Annotated in this window: 22 protein-coding genes; 5 read left to right on the plus strand and 17 right to left on the minus strand. The window is 42.9% G+C overall.

Annotated elements, in window-relative coordinates:
* Window positions 1-217: 217 nt before the first annotated feature.
* On the minus strand, window positions 218-670 hold the full coding sequence (locus tag ACY8D0_RS17480) for a CBO0543 family protein (RefSeq protein ID WP_462411785.1): 453 nt from the start codon (window positions 668-670) through the stop codon (window positions 218-220).
* Window positions 597-1,589: a DUF2515 family protein gene (locus tag ACY8D0_RS17485; RefSeq protein ID WP_462411786.1), complete on the minus strand. Its 993-nt coding sequence runs from the start codon at window positions 1,587-1,589 to the stop codon at window positions 597-599. The genes ACY8D0_RS17480 and ACY8D0_RS17485 overlap by 74 nt, the downstream gene beginning before the upstream one ends.
* Window positions 1,590-1,802: 213 nt before the next feature.
* Between ACY8D0_RS17485 and shc the strand changes: the two genes are divergently transcribed.
* Window positions 1,803-3,674 (plus strand): squalene--hopene cyclase, encoded by a 1,872-nt coding sequence (gene shc, locus ACY8D0_RS17490; protein WP_462411787.1) that lies wholly within the window; start codon window positions 1,803-1,805, stop codon window positions 3,672-3,674.
* Window positions 3,675-3,709: 35 nt separating this feature from the next.
* On the opposite strand, the gene mug is transcribed toward shc, so the two are convergent.
* Window positions 3,710-4,210 carry a G/U mismatch-specific DNA glycosylase gene (gene mug, locus ACY8D0_RS17495; protein ID WP_462411788.1) on the minus strand — a complete coding sequence of 167 codons (501 nt, stop codon included), beginning with the start codon at window positions 4,208-4,210 and terminating at the stop codon, window positions 3,710-3,712.
* A gap of 124 nt (window positions 4,211-4,334) precedes the next feature.
* Between mug and ACY8D0_RS17500 the strand changes: the two genes are divergently transcribed.
* Genes ACY8D0_RS17500 through ACY8D0_RS17515 form a run of 4 tightly spaced genes read left to right on the plus strand, consistent with a single transcriptional unit; the run spans window position 4,335 to window position 6,777 of the window.
* A complete protein-coding gene (locus tag ACY8D0_RS17500; RefSeq protein WP_462411789.1) occupies window positions 4,335-4,973 on the plus strand; it encodes a copper amine oxidase N-terminal domain-containing protein in 639 nt (212 codons plus the stop codon).
* A 15-nt stretch (window positions 4,974-4,988) separates the two neighbouring features.
* Complete coding sequence (locus ACY8D0_RS17505; RefSeq protein WP_462411790.1) at window positions 4,989-5,258, plus strand: hypothetical protein; 270 nt, start codon at window positions 4,989-4,991, stop codon at window positions 5,256-5,258.
* Complete coding sequence (locus tag ACY8D0_RS17510) at window positions 5,233-6,153, plus strand: FAD:protein FMN transferase (RefSeq protein WP_462411791.1); 921 nt, start codon at window positions 5,233-5,235, stop codon at window positions 6,151-6,153. Before ACY8D0_RS17505 ends, ACY8D0_RS17510 begins: the two co-directional genes overlap by 26 nt.
* A gap of 12 nt (window positions 6,154-6,165) precedes the next feature.
* Window positions 6,166-6,777: a ferric reductase-like transmembrane domain-containing protein gene (locus tag ACY8D0_RS17515; RefSeq protein ID WP_462411792.1), complete on the plus strand. Its 612-nt coding sequence runs from the start codon at window positions 6,166-6,168 to the stop codon at window positions 6,775-6,777.
* Between the two features lie 37 nt (window positions 6,778-6,814).
* Here the strand turns inward: ACY8D0_RS17515 and ACY8D0_RS17520 are convergent, their stop codons facing one another.
* The 14 genes from ACY8D0_RS17520 to ACY8D0_RS17585 all read right to left on the minus strand — a co-directional run bounded on the left by ACY8D0_RS17520 (window position 6,815) and on the right by ACY8D0_RS17585 (window position 20,719).
* Window positions 6,815-8,041, minus strand: a complete 1,227-nt coding sequence (locus ACY8D0_RS17520; RefSeq protein WP_462411793.1) for a sensor histidine kinase — start codon at window positions 8,039-8,041, stop codon at window positions 6,815-6,817.
* Window positions 8,034-8,711, minus strand: coding sequence for a response regulator transcription factor (locus ACY8D0_RS17525; protein ID WP_462411794.1), 678 nt, complete (start codon window positions 8,709-8,711; stop codon window positions 8,034-8,036). Before ACY8D0_RS17525 ends, ACY8D0_RS17520 begins: the two co-directional genes overlap by 8 nt.
* A gap of 108 nt (window positions 8,712-8,819) precedes the next feature.
* Window positions 8,820-9,410: a YitT family protein gene (locus ACY8D0_RS17530; protein ID WP_462411795.1), complete on the minus strand. Its 591-nt coding sequence runs from the start codon at window positions 9,408-9,410 to the stop codon at window positions 8,820-8,822.
* A gap of 106 nt (window positions 9,411-9,516) precedes the next feature.
* On the minus strand, window positions 9,517-10,842 hold the full coding sequence (locus tag ACY8D0_RS17535; protein WP_462411796.1) for a Na+/H+ antiporter NhaC family protein: 1,326 nt from the start codon (window positions 10,840-10,842) through the stop codon (window positions 9,517-9,519).
* Between the two features lie 267 nt (window positions 10,843-11,109).
* Window positions 11,110-11,994: a peptidylprolyl isomerase gene (locus tag ACY8D0_RS17540; protein WP_462411797.1), complete on the minus strand. Its 885-nt coding sequence runs from the start codon at window positions 11,992-11,994 to the stop codon at window positions 11,110-11,112.
* 23 nt (window positions 11,995-12,017) lie between these two features.
* Window positions 12,018-13,442, minus strand: coding sequence for a S1C family serine protease (locus ACY8D0_RS17545; RefSeq protein ID WP_462411798.1), 1,425 nt, complete (start codon window positions 13,440-13,442; stop codon window positions 12,018-12,020).
* A gap of 134 nt (window positions 13,443-13,576) precedes the next feature.
* Complete coding sequence (locus ACY8D0_RS17550) at window positions 13,577-15,004, minus strand: sensor histidine kinase (RefSeq protein WP_462411799.1); 1,428 nt, start codon at window positions 15,002-15,004, stop codon at window positions 13,577-13,579.
* A complete protein-coding gene (locus ACY8D0_RS17555; RefSeq protein ID WP_462411800.1) occupies window positions 14,976-15,677 on the minus strand; it encodes a winged helix-turn-helix domain-containing protein in 702 nt (233 codons plus the stop codon). The genes ACY8D0_RS17550 and ACY8D0_RS17555 overlap by 29 nt, the downstream gene beginning before the upstream one ends.
* 156 nt (window positions 15,678-15,833) lie before the next feature.
* Window positions 15,834-16,829, minus strand: a complete 996-nt coding sequence (locus ACY8D0_RS17560; RefSeq protein WP_462411801.1) for a phosphotriesterase family protein — start codon at window positions 16,827-16,829, stop codon at window positions 15,834-15,836.
* A 70-nt stretch (window positions 16,830-16,899) separates the two neighbouring features.
* Window positions 16,900-17,679 (minus strand): enoyl-CoA hydratase/isomerase family protein, encoded by a 780-nt coding sequence (locus ACY8D0_RS17565; protein WP_462411802.1) that lies wholly within the window; start codon window positions 17,677-17,679, stop codon window positions 16,900-16,902.
* Window positions 17,680-17,710: 31 nt separating this feature from the next.
* Window positions 17,711-18,481 (minus strand): SDR family NAD(P)-dependent oxidoreductase, encoded by a 771-nt coding sequence (locus ACY8D0_RS17570; protein WP_462411803.1) that lies wholly within the window; start codon window positions 18,479-18,481, stop codon window positions 17,711-17,713.
* A gap of 30 nt (window positions 18,482-18,511) precedes the next feature.
* Window positions 18,512-19,588, minus strand: a complete 1,077-nt coding sequence (locus tag ACY8D0_RS17575; protein ID WP_462411804.1) for a phosphotransferase family protein — start codon at window positions 19,586-19,588, stop codon at window positions 18,512-18,514.
* Between the two features lie 54 nt (window positions 19,589-19,642).
* On the minus strand, window positions 19,643-20,047 hold the full coding sequence (locus tag ACY8D0_RS17580) for an acyl-CoA thioesterase (protein WP_462411805.1): 405 nt from the start codon (window positions 20,045-20,047) through the stop codon (window positions 19,643-19,645).
* A 105-nt stretch (window positions 20,048-20,152) separates the two neighbouring features.
* Window positions 20,153-20,719 (minus strand): TetR/AcrR family transcriptional regulator, encoded by a 567-nt coding sequence (locus ACY8D0_RS17585; RefSeq protein WP_462411806.1) that lies wholly within the window; start codon window positions 20,717-20,719, stop codon window positions 20,153-20,155.
* Between the last annotated feature and the right edge of the window lie 96 nt (window positions 20,720-20,815).

The raw sequence follows: 20,815 nt of genomic DNA on the forward strand, positions 1-20,815 counted from the left end.
CTCCTTATGTAGAAAATCATACTTATCATACACTGTTCTGAGGAGAAAAGAAAGTATTGCACATTTTTCCAGTACTATTTCCCAAAGGTTTATCGTAAAATAATTGTACCCCTTCCGAACATTCGCTTGTTGCGGGACACTTAACCACTGTACGGACGGAAGGGGCTGGTGTCAATTGTGACACTGGGAAAGCCGGGTGTAAACCCGGCTTTTTTTATTAACCTGAACGCTCGCCAATCCAGCTATGAAATGTGGTACTAAGGGTCAAGAATATTACATACCCAAAAAACGTGTAGAGGTGGCGCCAATCCACCGAATGGACAAACCATCCCAGCTGCTCCGCTAACCTTTCCATTGTTGGCATCAATAAACTTACAAAAATAATCATTCCAGCTTTTCCCCAGCCGTTTATTTGGGAGGTCAAGAATAAAAAAATAATGATAAAAACCGGCAGTATAAGTAAATTGAACAAAATATTAATAGGAAAGATTTCCGGAAAGGGCCGGTACGGAAAATAGTACAGACCTTTCCCGACATAATACAGGTCTAAATAAGTACCAAGCAAAATGGCCATCAACGCCGTTGACAGGACATGTTTATTCAAAAAAGTTAATGGTCTTTTTGGCAAGTGCCGCAATTTCGAGCCGTTCAAGTGTTTTACAGTATTCATTTTCAATCTCCCCGTCTATGATATCTTGGTTCTTCACCAGATATTCAACAACTCGCCAGTCCTCAAACCAATCCCCAGGTTCCGCTTCCCGTTGGACAGTATTCTTCCAGGCATGCTCTAGGTTGGGACTGTAAAATTTACTCGCCCCTTTACGCAGCGTACAGGATTTCAGGCGAAGCGGTATGTTGATACCCGGGCTTCCCTCATTCACATTGTTAAAAATATGAGGCCAGTAGTCTTTCCTGGATCCCGTATGAGGATGTTCTTTTGCCCAACCAATGGTCCTCTCAAGTGATTCTTTATCATGGAATAGCAATTCATACAGTCTTTTCCCAAGCAATACCCGCTCCTGGAGAGACTTAAATTGCCGAACCGTCTGTCCCCTTAATTTATCCGAACCGCAAGGAAACAGGATATGGTTAAACGAGAGCAGATCCTGGATGATAAATTCGAATTTGTTCAATACTTCCTTTTGATAAAACGGGTTATTCACCACTCTTTTTTCCAAGTAGCTTTGCTCATTAATGACCAAGGCGACGCACAGTGTATAACTGTCTTCCCCACGCCATAACTGCTCCCAAATCGTTTCCATAAAATAAGAAACTTTTAACCTAGGCAATAAATAAAATAACGGTTTGTTTCTCTTTACACTCTCTTCATACAACAGAAATTGCGGATAGACGTCCTGGAATATCAACCAATTTCCTCGTTCCAGAAAAGCAAAAAACGCGTTTCTGTCCTTTTTGGACAAAAGCTTTGTCAAAAATTCACCTTTTAAGTCTGTCATGTTATACCCGCCATTACGGGAAACCATATGGCCTAAAAAAGCCCAATGAATTTCGGGGTGTCGCAAATAAAAATCGAGGTAGGCCTTTGTCCTGGTCACATTGTTCACATTATGCCATGCTGCTTCTTTCATCACTCTCTCCAGAAGCTTCCTGTCACCCGGAGTTAACGTTTCTTGGATTCCTGGTTTTTTCCGTTTTTTCTTTAATTCATCCCTGATTCTATCAACCGGCGCCCTTTCCCTGCTTCTGATAAAAAAAATGGCAGCTTCCCTCCCCTGTGAATGGTCCTTGCTTAAAGGGAATATGTATAGCCTAAGAATAAATTTTGGCGGGTGAATGTTGTCATGACCAATATTAAATTAAGTATTGATTGGATGATTGGGATGCTTCGAAAGGATCAATCGCCCGATGGGTCTTGGAGTTATCCATTTGATACAGGAATATCCACAGACGCCTATATGATCATTTTATTACGGAGTTTGGAGATAAATGATGACGAATTCATTCAAAGGCTATGCAAAAGGATTTTAAGCAAGCAGGAAAAAAACGGGGCCTGGAAGCTGTTTTACGATGAAGGGGACGGCAACGTGACTGCCACTTTGGAGGCCTATTATGCCTTGCTATTTTCGGGATTTTATCAAAAAGACAGCCCTCGGCTCTTGGCTGCCCGGAAGTATATTTTATCAAAAGGTGGAGTAAAAGAAGTCAGCACCTTTACCAAAATTATGCTGGCAGTAACCGGTCAATATCATTGGCCAAGGCATTCGCCGCTGCCCATCGAAGTCATTTTATTGCCACTAAACTTCCCCATCAATTTCTATTCCTTTTCTGTTTTTGGAAGAGCAAACCTTACACCAATTATGATCCTTGCCGCCAAAAAATTTTCTATCGACACCAAAGTATCCCCGGATATAACTGAACTCCTTATCCATCGTGAAGAAGAAGACCACTGGGTGCGTTCTGGGGAATGGCGGTCATTGTTGTCATTTTTAGAGGATGGGGTCAAACGTCTCGCTGGTCTCCCCGGTGAACTGCGGCGGGTGGCAATTGACCGGGCTAAAAAATATATGCTTGACAGGATTGAACCTGACGGTACTTTTTACAGTTATTACAGCTGTACATTTTTAATGATATTTGCCCTGCTTTCATTAGGTTATAAGAAGACAGATCCGCTTATTCAAAACGCAGTGGCAGGGATTAAATCGATGACTTGCGAAATAGATGGACATCCGCACGTTCAATATACCACGGCGAATGTCTGGAACACCTCGTTAATTGGTTATGCCCTGCAGTCGGCAGGTGTATCGCCTGAAGATTCAATGGTGGACAAAGCGAATCAATATCTATTAAGCCGTCAGCATACAAAGTTCGGTGATTGGGTTATCCATAATCCCCATACGATGCCGGGCGGATGGGGATTTTCAGATGTAAACACCATTAATCCAGACGTGGATGATACAACGGCTTCACTGAGGTCCCTCTCAAGAACGCCCACAACTCGGCTTGGCGCCTGGGAAAAAGGGATGAACTGGACCCTGTCCATGCAGAACGACGATGGTGGCTGGCCGGCATTTGAAAAAAATACCGATACAAAATTACTTGAGTTTTTGCCGCTGGAAAAAGGCCAGTTTTTGCTGATTGACCCGTCGTGTGCCGACCTTACCGGCAGAACGTTGGAGTTTTTTGGAAATTTCACCACTCTTCCCAGTGACCATTCCGTGATAAAACGGGGCATCCATTGGTTATTGAAAGAACAAAAATGGGATGGTTCTTGGTATGGCCGCTGGGGGATTTGTTATATTTACGGAACATGGGCAGCCATCACTGGATTGCTAGCTGCAGGAGTTCGTAACAGTGATCCAGCTATCCAAAAAGCGGTCAACTGGTTGAAAGATATTCAGAATCGGGATGGCGGCTGGGGAGAATCGTGTCATAGTGACGTGGCCAACACTTATGTCCCGCTTCGAACCAGTACATTGACCGACACGGCCTGGGTTCTCGATGCGTTGATTGCCGCTTCTGACAAACCCACGGATACGATTCGTAAAGGGGTGACTTTTTTAGTTAATTCTATTGACATAGAAGATTGGACGATACATTACCCAAAAGGGCAAGGAATGGGGGGAGCTTTTTATATTCATTACCATAGCTATCGTTATATTTTTCCGCTTTTGGCCCTGGCACGTTACCGGCGTAAGTTTGGAGAAGAATTCTAAAACATCGACGGGCACCTCCCGTCGATGTTTTTTCGTCATATTAATTCTGCAAGCTGATGATAGATTGCTGTAATTTCCTCGACCCTCATTCGGACTAACCCGCTCGAGGACGGCGCCACAAAATCAACCGTCCCCGGCACAACGGCATCCTCCTGGATCCCCCATGGCACCGTTTTTCTGCCGCTGAATTCCTGATAAACTCCCTTACCTACATAACAAATGATACCGGGCTTAAATTTACCAATCTTCTGTTTTAAAATTTCTCTTCCCTCTTTGTATTCTTGTTTGGTAATTTCATCAGCCGCTTTTGTTGGCCTTGAAACAATATTTGTAATCCCATAGCCTAAATTCAGCAGCAGGTCATCCTCAGAAGCTTGGAGCTTCCTAGGTGTCAACCCTGCTTCATGAAGAATCTTCCAAAAACGGTTGTTTGGATTAGCAAAATGGTGCCCTGTTTCACTGGAACGGATGCTGGGGTTAAAACCGACAAACAACACTCTTAAATTCTCTTTTATTCGATCTTGTACTAGTTGCAAAAAAGTTCACCTTCTATCCAATCATCTACAATGTAATCATTTTCTTATTTTATCACACTGTTTTCAGTTTCCTTTCAGAATGGCGGACTAAACTTATGATACAAAAGCGGAAGGGGTGCATTTCATGAAACCTTGGAAAAAATTAATGATTCTGCTCGTTGGCATTCTGGTCTTATTTTCTCTGTCGGTAAACGTTTTGGCGGACGACGACGATCATGAACACGGTAACCGTGAGTATTTCCAAAATGACCATGGAGATAACGACCACGAAGAAGAAGGTGATGACGATGATTCAAACGAATGGAGTCGGGAGCAACAGCAAAGACAAACCTTTACTCCACAGCAAACAGAATATTGGAATATTTGGTCTCGGGAGGCGCAAAACAACCCTGACAACAGCCTGCCAATTCAAGATCCAACCGAATTGAAGGTAATAGCCGCTAATAACGAAGCGGCCCTTTACGCCATACCCCAAAACGGCCAGTTACTTGTATCAGGAGAAGCGGCAGCCCACGTTTTAGGGGGAGAGGCAGTGTTTTATCCAGAGAGTAAAATTTGTGTTATAACGGCAAACGGCAGGGAACTAATCGTTAGAGCCGGTTCAAACGCCGTCTACGAAAACAAAGTGAAAACACCGATGCCCATGCAAGCAATGGCCTACGAAGACTCTGTCTATATCCCTATTTCCATTGTTGCTAACGGGCTCGGCTTCCGTGTGGTTTGGGATTCCACAAAACAAGCATTGATATTTCAATCTATCTAAAGAAAGGTGATATTAATGGGTAAATCGAAATCGGCAAAATCAAAATGGTTAATCGGGGTGACGGGAACGGCCCTATCCGCCTTTGTGATTGGACAGGTTGGGGGCGGCCAACCAAATGACGCCAAAACAAACCTCTCAGAAGCCCCAGTTACCAAATCAATGAGTAAACAGGAACAGGAATACGTCAAATTGGATTGGTCCAATTACAACATTAACGGTTCCGCTGTGTCCGATACTGTTTCTGGGGGTGTCCGGGCAAGTGACCGTCAAACACGAAGATCTTAATGGTTTTGAAACTATCAGTTTTGATGCGATGAACACCGAATTTTTTATTTCAGTCCAAGAATCTGGCCTGCCAAATTGGCAGGAAGTGATTTATCGTTGGGTTAAGCATGCAGAGAATGAGTGGTCCCGATTCCGTGAAGATTCTGAACTTCAGCAAGTAAACCGCTTGCGGGTGCGGCATAAATTGTCGATCTCCCCTCCGCTGTTTGATTGCCTGCAACGGGCTGAAGAATACCGAGTCCTAACCGAAGGGCGTTTCTCTCCTTATTTACAAATACAAATGGCAGTTCATGGCTATGACCGTCCATTTCCATTTGATGTGAGCCCGGTTTCAGCGGTTCCTGTACCGCCAGTCAACTGGAAGAAAACAGCACCTTTCACCTTCAACCCGCAATCTTCAGCTGTCGAGCGATGTGATGAAGGAAACATTGATTTAGGCGGAATCGGCAAAGGTTATGCTGTCCAAGCAGCTGCAAATTGGTTAAAAATGACCGGTGCGAAATCCGGAATAATTGATGGCGGCGGGGATATGGCCGTTTGGTCGTATGGAGATAAAGAGTGGCGGATTGGTGTCGCCCACCCCTTCGACGAGCGCAAGGAAATTGCCCAATTTCGTATCAAGAACGGCGGAATCGCCACGAGCAATATCATCTATCGTAGTTGGCGGCAAGGGGCGTCCAAAAAGCATCATTTGCTTAATGGCCAAACAGGGTGTCCTGTGGATTCAGATCTAATCCAAGCTACCGTAATTACCAAAAACTGTGTGGATGCTGAGGTGATGGCTAAAATGTGCTTTATGGAAAAAGATTCAACGCTAAATAAACTATTAAAATCGATTCAACCGGCCTATTCGCTGATACTTGTCCGGAATTCCGGAAAAATAACAATCGTTTAGGAGGAAATTTTAATGAGCAATTATTTTTCCACATGGACGTTAATCCGTACTTCCGGTATCTTGGCCTATTATTTGCTCACCCTGTCGCTTTGTTTAGGATTGCTTGCCAATCTTACGCTGATGAAAAAAAAGAAAGGAACCCTTGTTGCGCTCCACCAGTCGAGCGGCTGGTATGGTTTATTGGTGATTGTTTTTCATATGATATTACTTTCGCAGGACCGATATGTACCTTACTCTATTGCAGAACTGATTATCCCATTTTCCGCACAAAATGAGACCGTTTTTTCAGCACTGGGGACCTTCTCCTTTTATTTATTTATACTGGTAATCGGGTCTTCGGATTTTTTCATCAAAAAACTCGGTATAAAGAAATGGAAAAAACTTCACCTTGCCGTTTTGCCAGCATGGTCAATGGCCGTTATACATGGCATGGCAATCGGGACTGACACAAGTGAACCGTGGGCCCTGTTATTATATTCGACCGGCATCTTAATACTGATTGCCCTCGGATGCATAAGGTCTATTGATGCCCAACTTCAGAAGCGGACAACAACACTTCAAAAGACAGAAAAGAGTCGTGCATATGTCGCTGAATTTACCAAACCTAAAGTGGATGATCGGTAACTGAAATAAACAGCAGCCCCACATTTGGGCTGCTGTTTCATCTTGTTTCTTTAAAAGCAACAGTAAAAATGCTTCCCTTGCCTAATGCGCTTTTGGCTTCAATCCTCCCGCCATGGGCTTTGACGATGGATTGGGCAATGGAAAGCCCCAACCCCGCGCCCCCCTTTTCCCGTACTTTATCAGCCCGGTAAAACCGATCAAAGATGAACGGGAGATCATCAGCTGCAATTCCGACACCCGTATCTTCCACCATTAAAACCTTTTCATTATTGGCCGGTACCAAGCTAATGACGACATTTCCTTTTTGGGTAAACCGGATGGCATTATCCAATAAAATATAAACCAACTCCTGAATTCTTGTCTCATCGCAGGTAAGATAGATTCCCGGATGAATCCTTTGCTCAAAGGAGATATTTTCAGGAACCTTCCTAGAAAACCTTTGATAAATGGATGTTAGCAGGTCCGAAAGATAGACTTGTTTCATGTCCATCTTTAGTTGTCCCTTGTCGCTTCTGGCCAAGGTTAATAAATCATTCACCAGCTTATTCATCAGCTGTGCTTCCGTTTTGACATCTTCGAGAACTTCCTGCCCAAACAGACTTAAATGCTGCTTTTCCTCTCGCATTAACAGGTCCACCGAGCTATAAAAAATACTTAACGGAGTCCTTAATTCATGTGATGCATCGGAAACAAACTTTTCCTGCTGTTCGAAAGCAGACTTGATGGGTTTCATTGCCTGTCCGGCAAAATTATAGCCCAATAAAGCAAAAATCAGGCTGAAGGCAATGGTTAATGCAAACAAGGTCCAAGTGATATTTTCAACCAAGTGTTTTTCATCGGTAATATCTGTGCCCAAAAGAACAAAGCCTTCCTTTGCCAAAGGTTGTTTTGTAAACAAAAAATGATTTTGTTTCCATTCTATAGTAAATGGTTCATCATTAGATATTTTTTGAGGTTTTTCCCTTATTGCCCCCAGAAAACCTTTTTTTGTTTCTTCCCCTGACACGAGCTCGTTTTTTGCGTTGTAGACATAATAAAAAATCGACCGGTTCGGCTCGAATTCTACTTCATGCTGTTGTTTTTCGTATAGGTCTTCATAAAATTCATGCTGTTCGTGTTTAAAGTAGGCGGATAATTGTTCGACTTCTTTCTCGTCAATTTGATGGGAAATAATCAAATAAAGGATGCCAATAAACAGGAATAAAAATAAAACCAAGGAAACCGTGTAAATAAGAGTTAATTTCGTTTTGACTTTGTTAAACATACGGATGTCTCACTTTGTAGCCAATTCCCCGGACATTTTGAATAAATGATTCTTTACCTTGGATATCCACCTTTTTCCGGACCAATTTCACCAGGGCATCCAATGCATTATCGGATACCTCGTTATCATAGCCCCAAAGCTTTTCTACCAATTGCTCTCTGGTAACGATTTGATTATGGTTTCTCATTAAAATCTCCAGCAGTTGGTATTCTTTTTTTGTCAGCTCAACCACCTCGTTCCCGCGGCATACCTCATGGGTATTTAAATTGAGCGAAAGCCCGTCAATCGTAATATTCTGTTCATACTGCTTGACTTTTCTCCTGCTTATGGCCCTGATTCTTGCTAGTAGCTCATTAAATTCAAATGGCTTGACAATATAATCATCCGCCCCTGCATCTAAGCCGGTGATGATATCTTGATTGGCATCTTTCGCGGTTATAAATAAGATCCCGTTCGAGTTCCCTCTTTCCCGGAGACGTTTACAAACAGTAAGCCCGCTTTCCCCTGGCAGCATCCAATCCAGGAGAATCACATCAAAATCCGTGAGAATAGCATAATCGTATGCATCTTTTCCGTTAGTGACCCACTCCACGTGATGAAACTCTTTCTTAAGCAAATGGGTCATTAATTTGCCGAGCCGCGTATCATCTTCCACAAGCAGAATGTTCACCGCCATCACTCCGTTTCAAAAATTCCCCTTTTACTTTCATGATAACAGGCATTTCTGAAAAAAGAGTGAAAGAAAGATGAACTTTACCGTTGGATTGGAACTTTGGAATCAACTTTTGATTAACGGGGATTTTGGATTGCCGAATGAAGTGATGATGCTTATCAGCAACCCGATAATGGAGACAATTAATAAGGAGAATAATAGTTTTGGGTCTCCAATGAGAAAGAGTCCTGTCAAAATGATGACTGTATCAATGGAAAAGGCAACAATCCCAACATTGAGGTGGGACCATTTAGAAATGAGCAGCGATAGCAAGTCAATTCCCCCAGGGCTAATATGATTTCTTAGCATAATCCCTGCGCCGATGCCAATGGCAGTGGCTCCGATCATTATACTGCTCGAAATTGGCAAATGAACTGTGCCGCTAATCGGCAGCAACAATTCAATCATGAAACCAGAACATACTGCACCAATCACTCCATTATAAAAATATTCCCTGTCCGACTTATAAGCAAATAGGTAAACGGGGATATTCAGCAGAATAAAAGTGATTCCAGCTTTATACCCGAATAGATAATTTAATAGTAAACTGACTCCAAAAAATCCGCCGCTAATCAAATGATAAGGAAGAATAAATCCATTGATGCCGATACCAATCATTGCGCTGCCAAACCCGATTACCGCCAATTTTTTCAGCATGATACCATCCCTTGTCCAAAATCTTTATAACTACTTATATGTGCAACAAGGAATTTTCATGCAGTTGTTTTCCCAGCATAAAACGGGTACCTTTTTGGTACCCGTTTTATGCTGCCATCGTCCTTTTTTTAATGGAATTGAACAAAGGCTTCAATATAGAAAATAACATGCTAATCAAAGGCAGAATCCACAAAAACAGAGCATAGGGCAAATAGCTCGAGACTGGAATGCCGACGATTGTGCTGCACATGATGGTAAGCACACTCCAAGGAACCATTCCTGGGAAGAGCATAACCGAATCTCCCAGGACTCTGGCCAATTCCTCTTTGCTATAACGAAGTGACCAGTGCGGCAGGAACGACCTTCCGGTTAGAATAATCGGCAAAGTTTGGTTTGCGGCAATTAAGCTGATCATTCCCCCTGCTATTAGGACTTTGAAGGTATCCCCCTTTAAGCTTTTTGATGATTTCAGCCATTTTTCCAAATACGGCTGGATGATATTTAATTTTTCCAATAGGCCATTATAAGCACCTGCCGCCATAAGAAATAACAACAGTTCATACATATGGACGAAGCCGCCTCCCACCCCTTCAATCCCCCGCCAGAAAGCATCGATGATTTCAAAGGTAGGGGTCCCTCCAATGAAAGCTAGTACGGCTGCTGATAGAATACTAGAAAGAAACGCGTAAGCTATCCGAATCCGGAACACAACAAACAAAATGAGAACCATTGGCGGGATAAATTTTGCCAGGGACAGCCTGTTCCACTCCATGTGCCGTTCCACCCCAGACACTTTCCCAGCGATCAGGACATCAAGCCCTGCGTAAAAAACAAAGCAAAGGAACAGGGCCATTAAGGTGGACGGAAGCATCGCTTTTTCCTGTTTATTCACACGAATTTCAACAGTATGTGCCAATAATTGATGCGAGCTTGAAAAAGGTGAAGTGCGGTCGCCTACAAATGCGCCGGCAACCAATGCACCAGCTGTCATTTGAGCCGGCAGGCCAAGAACGGCGGCTGTACCCAAGATTGGAACAGCGATTGAGCTCAAGGTACCGATTGTGGTACCAAGAAGCATCGAAAAGGCCATAGAGGACAAAAATGCCAAAACAAAAAAATGCCTCGGAGCAATTAATCCCAGTGCCACTTGTACCATTTGATCAATCGTCCCGGACAAATACCAAGAAGGCAACAAGAAGCTGACAAGAAATAAAATCAAAAGAACAATTTTAGCTTGATTTACACCCAATAAACTAATAATAAGGATTTCCTTCAGAGCATAACCTTTCCTGAAAGCAAGCCATCCCAGCACCAATAACCCCGGCAAAAAGCCAACCACCAACGGAAATTGAAAAACCACAGAACAAACCACCCCAAATAGAGTAGTCAACAACAGCACCATAACCTGCCCAATCGAGAAATTAACCTGCATTTTTCAAAAAACCTCATTTTCAGGGGACAGTCCCCAGTATATTAACGCTTTACTTTGCCGGGGGCCTGTCCCCCAGCGCATTAACGCTTTACCTTGCCGGGGGCCTGTCCCCCGGCACATTAACGCTTTATCTCAGTGGGGCCCTGTCCCCCATACTATTAAACAATCTAATTATAGGGAATAATCGGGGCTGCGGATAGTCTGTTTTATGATTTCATGATAAAAAGGGCGAACTTGTTTTGTTCGCCCCTTTTTTTTGTGTAGTGATTAAGCATCTAACGTATTTTCAATTTTATAGCTCTTTTTCTTTTTCTCCAACCATGAGGTATATTCAGTATCTAATTTTTGATCGATTAATGTGTCTTTTATGGTTGCCTTGCTGTCATCGTAATTTGCTTCTGTAGCTGCCTTCTTATCTTCTACTTTAATGATGTGATACCCATAGTCGGTTTTGACCGGGTCACTAATTTGATTTACATCTAGAGAGAATGCCACATCTTCGAATTCTGCTACCATATCGCCTTTTCCGAAGTAACCTAGCTCTCCACCGTCATCCTTCGTGCCGCTATCTGTTGAATATTGTTTCGCCAGTTCCGCAAAATCAGCGCCGTCATTCAACTTCTGTTTTACTTCGTTGGCTGTCGCCTCGTCCGCCACTAGGATATGGCTGGCCTTTACCTGTTCAGGTTGAGCAAATGAATCTTTATTTTCCTCGAAATAGGTTTTCATTTCATCTTCGGTAATTTTGATTTGTGGTTCGAGCAACTTTTTGATTGTTAAGTAATTTTTTAAGTCGGATTTGACTTGGGAAAGGGTTGTATTATTGCTGGCAATCATTTGGTTAAACATGTCTTCCCCGCCATACGATTTCTTTAAGGCGTCAATTTGTTTATTGACTTCACTGTTTGACACAGTAACTTTTTTCTTGGTCGCCTCAGAGGCTACAATTTTATCCGCAATCATTTGATCAACCGTAGCTGAGCCATATTGTTTTACCATTTCACTATATAAATCATCTTTTGTAATCGATTGGCCATTGATGGAAGCAACAGCGCTATCTTTTTTCAGGGTAATACCAAGTACAACGGCTAATGCTACTACTAGTACAAGAATAGCCGTAACGATTTTTTTATGGTTTTTAATCAAAGTCATTTTAGTAAATCTACTCCTTAATTTTATTCAGATAATGTTGCGGTTAGGGTGATTTCCTTTCCATTTCGGTAAACTCCGAATTTAATTTGGTCCCCTTTGCTCACTTTCGTATAAAGAAATTTTCTTAACTCCGAGGAACTGCCAATATCTGTTCCATTCATTGAAACGATCACGTCCCTCGCTTGCAAACCGGCCTTGTCTGCCACTGAGTTTTGCTGCACTTCCGCTACATAAACCCCTTTGGTTACGGAATTAGGAAGACCCTCCACATACCCTTGGGGAACTTGTTCTAAATCAGCAAGGCTAACTCCAAGATATGGCCGCTCAATTTTTCCATCTTTAATGAGCTGATTGACAATCGGGATAAAATCACTGCTAGGAATGGCAAACCCCAATCCCTCTACACCATCTTCGGAAATCTTCAAACTATTAATCCCAATAACTTGTCCTGCCGTATTAATCAAAGCGCCACCACTGTTTCCTGGATTGATAGCAGCATCCGTTTGGATAACATTGGTTTCCCAGTTACCGGCAGAGGTGTTTACTTCAATACTGCGGTTAACAGCACTGACGATCCCCTGTGTCACCGTTCTGGATAATTCGCTTCCCAGCGGGTTGCCAATCGCCATTACTTGGTCACCAGGACGCAATGCCGAGGAATCTCCAAAAACAGCTACATCCGTCACATATTTGCTGTCAATTTTTAACACAGCAAGGTCGGTTAAGGCATCCGAACCTACAACCTCGGCTTTTGTTTTTTCTCCATTATACAAGGATACTTCCAATTGACTGGCACCTTCGATTACATGGTTATTTGTTATGATATACGCATTGTCGCTATTTTTTTGAAAAATCACCCCTGAACCGGAGCCGGATTCCACATTTTGTGACGAACTTTGTGACGAACTAGGCATTCCATAAAAACCATTGGACTGGCTGCTCTGCTGATAATTGACAATCCCTACAATTGTCTTTGAAACTTTCTCGACTGTATCCGCTATTGAGCCAGAAGATACAGCTGAAGGCTGAGCAGAAACAGTTTTCACTTGAGCGGCAGTTCCCGAAGCGTTACTGGTGGATTGGCTAACGCCATCCGGATAAAAGTTTTTCAGATAATCCGTATGGGGCAACACTGCCAAGGTAAGAGCCGAGCCAATGACACCGGCCGCCACTGTTGAAGCAATTCCTTTGAAATTCACTTTTTTCGAAGTTTTTTTATCTGCCACGCTAGCGGTTCTGGTTTGTTCGAGCGATGAAGGTTCCGGTTTTTCCGAAAATTCTTCTAGCGGTTTCGTTTCTTCTTGAAAAACAGTCTCTTCTGATTCTGAACGTTTTTCATCCTCTACCTCGCTTTTCACCTCTGAATGCTCCTCATTTATTGGATATTCTGTGTGTTCTGTCACATTGGGTTGAGTTGTTTGAAACTCATCTTCATGTCTGAAATCCATCAGAATCGATCTCCTTTTTTATACTTAATCTTTTATATGTCTTTACTTTACCAGACAAATCTTAAGAAATTATTAACAAACTTTAACTTATTTTAGAAAAATAAAAAACTGCCGGCGTCCGGCAGCAGAAAAATTTAGATGATCGGGAAGCGAATGACAAATTTCGTTCCTTTATTTTTATCACTATAAACATGGATTTCACCGTTATGGAGCATGACCAACTGCTTCACAATCGAAAGCCCCAGCCCAAACTCACCGTACGGATTGGAGGTTCGGGAAATATCCGCCTTATAAAACCTGCGCCAGATATTTTCCACTTCATCCGGGTCAATGCCAATACCCGTATCTTCAATCTCAATGATCACTCCATTCGGCTCTGATTTTCCCCGCAGCCATATAGTGCCATCTTGTGTGAATTGGATACTGTTTTTCGTTATATTGATAAGGATTTGCACTAACCGGTCATAATCGGCATTCACATATATATCCGGAGACGCTTCGACCACAATCCGATCATTTTTTTCCTCAGCTTGAAAACTTAGTTGCTCTTGGATAATTTCAAGGGCTTCCAACACCTGAATATCCTCCCGGTATAATTGGATCTGGTTGGAGCGGATTTTATCATAGTCGAGGTTTTCATTCACAAGACGAATCAACCGTTTCGCTTCGTGACTGACCAGATTGATTCCCCGCTCCCTGTCCTCTTCGGAAATCATATTATTCCTTAACCCTTCAATAACGCCGCTGATGGTCGTTAGCGGGGTTCTTAGTTCATGGGACACATCCGACATAAATTGCCGGCGGCGGTTTTCCAGACTTTCAATCTCTTCCATGGAAGCGTTAATCTTTTTCACCATATTATTAAAGTCAATCGCCAGTTCTCCAATCTCATCAAAACTCGATTCCGTAACATGGACATTATAATCTCCCGCAGATACTAGCGATGTTGCTTCACGCAGCCGTTTAATCCGTTTCACATGTATGCGTGATAAGTACCAGCTTTGCATAAACGCAACGGCCAAAGCAATTAAGATGGTATATAAGAGGATTTTATTAATCTCTTGAATCATCTTACTAGAGCCGCTGATGGGGGAGATGAGCAGTACTCCTCCGAAAAATTGGCCATTATCGACATATGGCAAAACAACAAAGGTGACTCCTTCTTGGCCAAACCGTTTATAGTCAATTGGAAAAATTAAGGTTTGCCCGTTTGTGATTTTATTCCAATCACTTTCGGTCAGATTTTTTATAACAGGTCCGTTTTTTCCGACAATATAAATTTTCCCATTCTGGTCAAATATACTGAAACTCATTTTCCTTGCCGCTAGAACAGAACTATACTGGCTGAGAATCTGTTCTGCATTAATGGGAGATTCCTTCATATCGGAGAGGATGGCCCTTCCATAAGAAATCAATTCATCGGCTTTATTTTGATAAACCAAATTTTCCAGGTAATGGGCGAATAATAAACTCAGCAATAAAAACGGCAATATAATAATACTAATATGGCTAAAGAACTGCTGATAAAAATACTTAAACTTTGTCGGCTTTGATCGAGTCATCGAATTTATACCCTACTCCCCAAACAGTGTGGAAAAATGGCTGTGAGGTTGTCTCAACTTTCTTCCGGAGCCGCTTGATATGAACATCAACGGTCCGCTCATCTCCATAAAACTGATAGCCCCAGACTCCCTCAAGCAATTGCTCTCGTGAAAAAACCTGACGGGGATGCTCTGCCATAAAATACAACAAATCAAACTCTTTGGGTGTTAAGTTCGTGATGGGTTCCCCGTCAACCGACACTTCCCTTGTGATTTTATTAATCTTAAAATGCTCCGTCACCAGCATCCCATCTTGTTCGAGTGACAATTGGTTCTGGAACCTGCGGGTGACCGCTTTGATTCTTGCCATCAGCGTCAGCGGGCTGAATGGTTTTGTCACATAATCATCGGCCCCCATTTCGAGCCCAAGCACTTGGTCGGATTCGCTGTCTTTGGCCGTCAGCATAATAATCGGGACCGAAAACTTTTCTTCCCTGACTTTCCGGCAAATCGTAACGCCGTCCATGCCAGGAAGCATCCAGTCGACAATCAAAGCATCCCAGCTCTCGCTTTTAAACCGCTGGTAACCCTCTAAGCCATCGTTGACGAATGCCCCTTCTATACCTTCTTTTGCAAAAAACATTTCAATCATGGAGCAAACACTTTTATTATCTTCAATCACTAATATTTTCAAAATGGATTCAACTCCCGGAGAAAAACTATTCAATACTAGTGTAATCGAAATTTCCGTCATATCAAACTATCTGCCCTATTCTTCTTTATACTTTAATAGTTTGTTCATAGTTTTTTCATAACAAAAAGGCCTTGAACGTATTCAAGGCCTGTTCCATTACTTTACTTTCGCTGGTTCCCCCGCAAATAATCCGACGGCATTCCCGCCGAGCATTTTATCAATTTGGGTTTCGGTTACCCCCTGTTCACGTAATGACGGCAGGATGTTATCAAAAATATGCCCTGGATGCCAATTCTCCATGATTTGAGTCACCTGCTCATTCATGACAGGCTGCCGGCCCAGCCAGATGTTGACCGTATCATGGGCCAGCAAGATTTGATCCTCATATCCATCCTTAATCAAGGCCACCAATGTAGCAACCCGTTCATGGTCGAACGGCGCGCCGACCATCATTTGGATACCGAAACGGTCAAATCCAATCCTCACACCTTGATCAAGCACTTGCTTGTGATAGTCCGGATTGGTGTTCCCGCACATATGGCCAATAATAATCTTGCTGGGGTCAGCCCCCAGTTCAATCAGCATTTTGGCTTGCTCCGGGCCCATGGTCCCCTCTTGTGTATGGGTTAAAATGACAATTCCTGTTTCCTGTTGCACTTTGGCCGCAGCCCGGAAAAACATTTGTTCATACTCGGTAATCCGGTCCCTGCTAGAGGCAAGCTTGATGATTCCAGGCTTGATCCCAGTGCCGGCAATCCCTTCAGTAATCTCCACCTTAAACATTTCATAAATCTCTTGTTCCGCGGTACCAAGACCCTGCCTAAACTTAAAGTATGGAGGGGCCCCCTCTCCTTCGTAGTAATAGCCGGTTGCGCAAATAATATTAAGGCCGGTTGCCTCGGAAACTTTTTTCAAAAATAACGGGTTTCTTCCACATTCATTTGGAGTTGGATCGACTACGGTTTCGACACCGTAACTCTGCATTTGCCTGGCAATGCCAATCGCCTGTTCCAGCACCTCTTCTTCGTTAAATGGTCCGAGCGTGACATCTCCTTGATATCCAGGGTAGCCGAAAATAATGTGTTCATGGATAAGCGTTTTCCCCAACTTGTCAACCGCAAGCGTCCCTGTAACGGTTTCAACTGTTTTCATTGCCAATCACCCTTTTGGAAAAATTTTTTGCATGCATCAGGTTATGAATAAACCGCTTTCAAAAGTTGCTTTACCTGCCTTTAAATGAAGGTTTTCTCTTCTCTTTGAAAGCTGCAATGCCCTCTTGATGGTCTTCGGTTTCCACCATTAATGGCTGGATAAGCCGCTCCTGTTCCAAAATATCAGCCAATGATGATGTCAGCGCCTGCTCAACCAGTTTTTTTTGCTTACCAAAGGCCTTTGTAGGGCCATTTGCCAGGCGCAAAGCCAATTTGGTGGTCTCATCCTGAAGCTTTTCTAATGGAACCAAGTAATTAATGACCCCTAATTGATAAAGACGCTCTGCTGGAATCGGCTCGGCAGTGAAAAAGAATTGCTTGGCTAAATGTGGTCCTATTAATCTTGGCAGGTGATAAGAACCGCCACCGTCAGAAATTAAACCCACTTGGGAGAAACTAAGAGCGTACTTGCTGTCTTCAGCCGCTACAATTAAATCACAAGCTAAAGCCAAATTAAAACCTGCTCCCGCTGCAAACCCGTGAACCGCAGCAATGATTGGTTTTTCAACGTCTTTCATTAATAAAATCAATTCGTTTAACTTGCCAATATGCTCATAAACCTGGTTGCCTCTTGCTTGGCCCATTGTTTTGACATCGCCGCCTGCACTAAACGATCGACCGGCTCCTGACAAGACCATCACCTGAACATCAGCATCTTCTTTGGCTTTAAGGACCGCCTCCGTTAATCCAAGAATCATATCGGGGCTAAATGCATTCAAACTATCCGGACGGTTTAAGGTTAAAGATAAAATCGGTCCCATTTTTTCCACTAATAAATGTTCTTGCGTCATGTTCATCTTCCTTTCCAAGTTTAATAGATTCCTATTTTATGAGCCATCCGCCATCTACCAATAAATCCGTACCTGTCATATAGGAAGCTTCATGCGATGCGGCAAATGCAATCACATTGGCAATTTCTTCAGGATTGCCCACTCTACCTAATGCAGTATTACGCTGAATCGCTTTGACAAAGCGCTCATTTTGCAAACCCGATTCTGTTAGTGGTGTGGCAACAAAGCCCGGAGATACCGAATTGACGCGAATTTTGTATTTTGATAATTCCAGGGCAAACGACCTGGTTAAATTAATGACAGCTGCTTTTGCTGCACTATAATGGGGAATTTCAGCCCCAGCCTGATGTCCAGACAGAGAGGCCACGTTGACAATCGCCCGATTGTGCTCTTCCCGCTCGGCAGCTTCAGCCATAATTCTTCCGAGTGCTTTGGATACGAGAAAGACACTTTTTAAGTTAACATCTTGAACGTAGTTCCATTCTTCCACTGGCATATCTAAAAGCCTCGAATTCCTTGAACCTCCCGCATTGTTTACGAGCACATGCAGGTCCCCATACTGCTGCCTGACATATTCCGCTAATTCCTCAACATCTTCCTCATCGGTACAGTCAGCTGCAAAAACCTCAGCCAGCGGAATTTTACTCTTTTGGTTAATGAGCTGAGCTGTTTCTTCCAATTTTCTTCTTGTTCTGCCTGTTAAAATTACCTTTGCCCCTTCATTGGCAAGCCTCACAGCAGCAGCCCGGCCAATCCCGCTGCCGGCACCGGTTACCAGTGCGACTGTTTGTGTAAACCTCATTAACTCCATTCCCCCCTTTTATCCATTATTCTAAATTTTTTCACCCGAAATAATCGTTGCATGCTGTATTAGACCATTAACGAACTGATTTAACCCAGCAAATCGTGGATCACTCGTCTGTCCGCGTTTATAACGGTAATAGATTTGCTGGCAAATCACAGCTAGCTTGAAATAGGCAAACGTTAAATAGTAATGTAAATTGGAGACATCCCTTCCCGTCTTTTTGGCATAGAGCTCGACAAACTCATGTTTAGTAAAGAAGCCCGGATGAACCGCCGTAACCGGATCCTTACCCAAACCTTTTGTTAATAGCTCGGAGTCGTCCGGAAGATTCCAATAACTTAGCGCTGCCCCAAGGTCTGCCAGCGGGTCACCAACAGTGGTCATTTCCCAATCAAACAGGCCAACCAGCTTGGAAAAATCCTCGTTTAACATGGCATTGTTCAACTTAAAGTCGTAATGGATCACCGCAGCATCGGAATGAGTTGGCATATGTTTTACCAGCCAGCTTTTTAACGAATCTACCACCGGGATCTCATCAGTTTTCGCGCGATCAAAACGGGCAATCCATCCATGGACCTGTCTCTCCATAAATCCATCCGGTTTGCTGATTTCAGTCAAACCTGTTGTCCTGTAATCAATGGAATGCAATTGCGCCAAATTTTCCACCATAATCCCGGAAATTTGTCTGCATAAGTCCGGTGTCACCTCCACCCCATCTGGAAATGAAGTGTCCAGAACAATGCCGTGTTTTCTTTCCATCATAAAAAACGGGCTTCCGACAATATCCAGGTCTTCGGAAAAGAGAATCGGCTTGGGAGCAGCAGGAAAGATGGGATTTAGTTCGGCAAGGATCCGGTATTCCCTCTCCATATCGTGGGCCTTTGGTGCTACAGGACCAAGTGGCGGCCGCCGAAGCACAGCTTCCCAATCCCCAATTCTTAATTGGTAGGTCAGATTGGAATGCCCCACGGAAAATTGTAATATTTCCAAGGGCGCCGCCGGCAGGGACGGGATAGATTCCCGTAGAAATTTTTCTAAAACCGACAGATTCACTTCTTCCCCTTTTCTTACAGGAATTGTATCTTCACTCATTTGATGAGGCATGTAAACTCCCTCCCTCAATTCTAAAAATTCAGTCTCCTCCACTCACCCTGCTGCCTATGATGAAAGGACAAGGTTACTTTTTAATGCATTCCTTAATGATTCTGGAATCGTTTCGCTCCGTTGCTTATCAAAGTCGAAGCAAACCATTACGGCTTTTCCTTTAGCAATCTTTTGGTTCGTCTTTGCGCAGATAATATCATGGTTTAAATCAAAGCTCTTCGTGCCAATCTTAGAGACATACGTGCGTATGAGCAAATTCTGATTAAAATACCCCTGACTGATAAAATCACACTTAGTGGAGGCTAAAATAAAGTTCCATTGATTGGTATTCAGAGAAAAGCCTAATGTTTCTATAAAACGAATCCGTGCTTCCTCCAAATAAATAAAATAACTGGTATTATTGATATGGCCAAGTGCATCCGTTTCACCAAACCTAACAGTTACTTGGATTTCATGCAAAGAACTCCACCTCACTTACGCTAAAGGAATTATACTAACCGGTTGGTATGTTATCGTGTGGAGAGGTAGGGTTTTGTGTCCCCCTCTCTGCACCATTGTTTTTCTCTATTGGAACTGGATTCCCTTAAGAATCATTTCTACAAATATTTCAGCCACTTCACGTTCAGAAACCGCTCCATTCGGATTGAACCACTGGTAACTCCAATTGGTGATGCCGAGAATGCCAAACGTAATGATCGACGGATTCAAATCTGGGCGGAACTCGCCATTCTTCATCCCTATTTTTATTAAATCCTCTATGTTATAGCGAAATTGGTCGCGCTTAGGGACAATTAAATCCAGTCGCTCTTGGCTTAAATTCTTCATTTCACGGAAAAATATTTTGGCTGCCAATCCGAGTGATTTAATATCGTTAATCAACATATAGATGATTTCAAATAATTTTTCCTTGCATGTTTTTGTCCCATCGTTCAAAATTCTTTCCTGCTGGGCAAGCAGTTCATTGATATAACCCAAATGGATGTCCATTAACAACTCTTCTTTGCTTGAAAAGTAATAATAGAATGTTCCCTTTGTTACACCAAGAGAATCCACGATATCTTGAATCGATGTTTCGCTAAACCCCTTTTTTTCGAATAGGCGGATGCTTTGCCCAATTATTTTTTCTTTCACCGTTATGTCCTCACAATCTGTTCTTTATGCTAGAAAAAATTATACCATAATTTTCTTCTCTCCTTTATTCAATCAGTGACACTTCATATGAATTGG

The sequence above is a fragment of the Neobacillus camarae genome (assembly GCF_054950115.1).

Coding starts and splice junctions, on each gene's coding strand:
- ACY8D0_RS17520 (WP_462411793.1), bottom strand. CDS start 8,041: ATGTTTAACAAAGTCAAAACGAAATTAACTCTTATTTACACGGTTTCC.
- ACY8D0_RS17535 (WP_462411796.1), bottom strand. CDS start 10,842: ATGCAGGTTAATTTCTCGATTGGGCAGGTTATGGTGCTGTTGTTGACT.
- shc (WP_462411787.1), top strand. CDS start 1,803: ATGACCAATATTAAATTAAGTATTGATTGGATGATTGGGATGCTTCGA.
- ACY8D0_RS17485 (WP_462411786.1), bottom strand. CDS start 1,589: ATGAAAGAAGCAGCATGGCATAATGTGAACAATGTGACCAGGACAAAG.
- ACY8D0_RS17560 (WP_462411801.1), bottom strand. CDS start 16,829: ATGAAAACAGTTGAAACCGTTACAGGGACGCTTGCGGTTGACAAGTTG.
- ACY8D0_RS17540 (WP_462411797.1), bottom strand. CDS start 11,994: ATGACTTTGATTAAAAACCATAAAAAAATCGTTACGGCTATTCTTGTA.
- ACY8D0_RS17550 (WP_462411799.1), bottom strand. CDS start 15,004: ATGACTCGATCAAAGCCGACAAAGTTTAAGTATTTTTATCAGCAGTTC.
- ACY8D0_RS17530 (WP_462411795.1), bottom strand. CDS start 9,410: ATGCTGAAAAAATTGGCGGTAATCGGGTTTGGCAGCGCAATGATTGGT.
- ACY8D0_RS17565 (WP_462411802.1), bottom strand. CDS start 17,679: ATGACGCAAGAACATTTATTAGTGGAAAAAATGGGACCGATTTTATCT.
- ACY8D0_RS17500 (WP_462411789.1), top strand. CDS start 4,335: ATGAAACCTTGGAAAAAATTAATGATTCTGCTCGTTGGCATTCTGGTC.
- ACY8D0_RS17575 (WP_462411804.1), bottom strand. CDS start 19,588: ATGCCTCATCAAATGAGTGAAGATACAATTCCTGTAAGAAAAGGGGAA.
- ACY8D0_RS17480 (WP_462411785.1), bottom strand. CDS start 670: ATGAATACTGTAAAACACTTGAACGGCTCGAAATTGCGGCACTTGCCA.
- ACY8D0_RS17570 (WP_462411803.1), bottom strand. CDS start 18,481: ATGAGGTTTACACAAACAGTCGCACTGGTAACCGGTGCCGGCAGCGGG.
- ACY8D0_RS17545 (WP_462411798.1), bottom strand. CDS start 13,442: ATGGATTTCAGACATGAAGATGAGTTTCAAACAACTCAACCCAATGTG.
- ACY8D0_RS17515 (WP_462411792.1), top strand. CDS start 6,166: ATGAGCAATTATTTTTCCACATGGACGTTAATCCGTACTTCCGGTATC.
- ACY8D0_RS17505 (WP_462411790.1), top strand. CDS start 4,989: ATGGGTAAATCGAAATCGGCAAAATCAAAATGGTTAATCGGGGTGACG.